Here is a 2,218-nt window from a genome sequence, read left to right on the forward strand (position 1 = left end):
TCAGATGGCAAAGAATTAACAATTCCTAAAGGTGTGAAAGGTGACACAGGTGCAGCTGGTAAAGACGCTGAACCACTTACAGTAACTAGCACAACTAAAGATCCTGAAGGCAACACAGTTATCCACTTCAGCGACGGCCAAACAGCAACAGTCTCTAAAGGGGACAAAGGTGATACAGGCGCAACCGGTGCGAATGGTAAAGATGCAGCACCATTAACAGTTACTGGTGAAACTAAAGATGCGGCTGGCAATACAGTTGTTCACTTCAGTGATAACTCAACAGCGACTATCTCTAAAGGAGATAAAGGCGATACAGGTGCGACAGGTGAAAAAGGTGAATCTGTTTCAATTAAGAGTATCGAACCACAAGCCAATGGCGATACAAAAGTAGTCTTCTCAGATGGCAAAGAATTAACAATTCCTAAAGGTGAAAAAGGCGATACAGGCGCAGCTGGCGCAGACGCTAAACCACTCACAGTTACAGAAACTACTAAAGATGAAGCGGGCAACACAGTTATTCACTTCAGTGATGGTCAAACAGCAACAGTCTCTAAAGGAGATAAAGGTGATACTGGTGCGAAAGGTGATACAGGTGCAGCTGGTAAAGATGGTACGTCTATCACAATCGCAAGTATCGAACCACAAGCAAACGGAGATACAAAAGTGACATTCTCTGATGGTCAATCTATCACAGTGCCAAAAGGTAAAGATGGTACATCAGTGACAATCACAAAAACTGAAACATTACCAAATGGTAATAAACAAGTGACATTCTCTGATGGTAAAACACTTGAAATTCCTAAAGGGGATAAAGGTGATACAGGTGCTGCAGGTGAAAAAGGCACAGACGGTACTTCAGTGACTGTTCAAAGCTCTGAACAAACGCCAGATGGCACAAAAGTTACATTTAGTGATGGTAAATCAATTACAGTTCCTAACGGTAAAGATGGCGCATCTATTACAGTAAAATCATCTGAACCAAATGCGGATGGTGATACAGTTGTAACATTCAGTGATGGTTCACAAGTTGTGGTTCCTAAAGGCGCGAAAGGCGACACAGGTGCTCAAGGTGAAGCTGGTAAAGATGGTGCTTCAATCACTATCACAAGTACAGAAACTACACCTGAAGGTAATACGAAAGTTAACTTCTCAGATGGTCACTCTATTACAATCAACAAAGGCGACAAAGGTGAAACTGGCGCAGCCGGTGTAGATGGTAAATCAATCACAATTACTTCAAGTAAAGTGCTTGATAATGGTGATAATGAAGTAACATTCTCAGATGGAACTAAGATTACAATCACTAAAGGAGCGAAAGGTGATGCGGGTGACTCAATCACAGTTCAAGGCACAAAACCTTTAGAAAATGGCGATATCGAAGTGACATTCTCAGATGGCACAAAAGTGACTATTCCAAAAGGTGCTAAAGGGGACAAAGGTGAAACTGGTGCACAAGGTGAAAAAGGCGCAGATGCTGCACCGTTAACTGTTCAAAGTACTGAAAAAGATAAAGATGGCAACACAGTCATCCACTTCAGCGATGGCGGAACTGCGACAATCTCTAAAGGAGATAAAGGTGAAGCTGGTGAAAAAGGTGCAGACGGTACTTCAGTAACTGTTGATCAAATCAATAAATTACCAAATGGTGATTCTGAAGTTGTCTTCAGCGATGGTAAAAAAGTAACAATCCCTAAAGGCGACAAAGGTGATGCTGGACAAGATGCTAAACCTCTTACAGTTACAGGTTCTGAAAAAGATGCGGATGGCAATACCGTGATTCACTTCAGCGACGGTAGCACTGCCACTGTTTCTAAAGGCGACAAAGGTGACACAGGCGCAGCGGGTGCTGACGGAAAAGATGGTACATCTATCACAATCACAAGTGTGACACCACAAGAAAACGGCGATACAAAAGTTGTCTTCTCTGATGGCAAAGAAGTAACAATTCCTAAAGGTGCCAAAGGTGATACAGGTGCAGCTGGTAAAGATGCAGCACCATTAACAGTCACTGAAACAACAAAAGATGATGTTGGTAATACAGTCGTTCACTTCAGTGATGGTTCACAAGCTGTCATTTCTAAAGGGGATAAAGGTGATACTGGCGCAACCGGCGCAAACGGTAAAGATGGTCAATCTATTACAGTTCAAAACGTTGCTCCAGATAAAGATGGCAATACAGAAGTCACATTCTCAGACGGATCTAAAGTTGTCATTCCGA

General features: G+C 42.6%; 1 pseudogene. It reads left to right on the forward strand.

Going from position 1 to position 2,218, the window contains the following annotated elements:
* A pseudogene (locus HMPREF2846_RS12660) lies at positions 1 to 2,218 on the forward strand (hypothetical protein); the annotation flags it as partial.

It is taken from the genome of Staphylococcus sp. HMSC056G08 (genome assembly GCF_001812305.1).
Taxonomy (GTDB): domain Bacteria; phylum Bacillota; class Bacilli; order Staphylococcales; family Staphylococcaceae; genus Staphylococcus; species Staphylococcus simulans.